Origin of the sequence: Halorubrum tibetense, from assembly GCF_042661865.1 — an archaeon.
Lineage (GTDB): Archaea > Halobacteriota > Halobacteria > Halobacteriales > Haloferacaceae > Halorubrum > Halorubrum tibetense.
In genome coordinates this window covers 1-531 of record NZ_JBHSWW010000726.1, presented here as the reverse complement: position 1 = coordinate 531, position 531 = coordinate 1, and the positions used below count along the sequence as shown (strand labels likewise).

General features: G+C 58.0%; 1 pseudogene. It reads left to right on the top strand.

The features are described from left to right. Nucleotides 1-531 (top strand): annotated as a pseudogene (locus tag ACFQEU_RS17970) (hypothetical protein); the annotation flags it as partial.

Below are 531 nucleotides of genomic sequence, written 5' to 3'. Positions count from 1 at the left end.
GCAGATTACCGTTTCTGGTATTTCCTCCGGCGGTTACATGGCCACGCAATTTCACGTGGCGCACTCAACGCTTGTCGCTGGTGCGGCCATTGTCGCCGCCGGCCCTTGGTACTGCGCGCAGAATGACTTGGGTCAGGCGTTGAAAAGTTGTGTCGATAAAGCCGAGCCGGCAGTCGACTTGGCTAGTCTGCAGCGCAAAGCGGAAGCGTTGGCTGATGCGGGGGAAATTGACCCCTTAACGGGCTTGCGCGCTGATCGCGTCTGGCTGCTGCACGGTGCCCTGGATACGAAAGTCGCGGCACAGGTGTCAAACCAACTGCAGGCGCAATATGCCAGCTGGATAGACGCCGAAAATCTGGTTTATCTCGATGACAAACCCTTCAACCACACGCTACCCACGCTCGCGGCTGGCGGTGATTGCGATAAGTCTGAGGCGCCCTTTTTAGGACGCTGTCATTACGACGCTGCCGGCGAAATACTGACCCATCTGCTGGGTGAGTTGAAAGCGCCTTTGGCTGCTGCGAGCGGCAA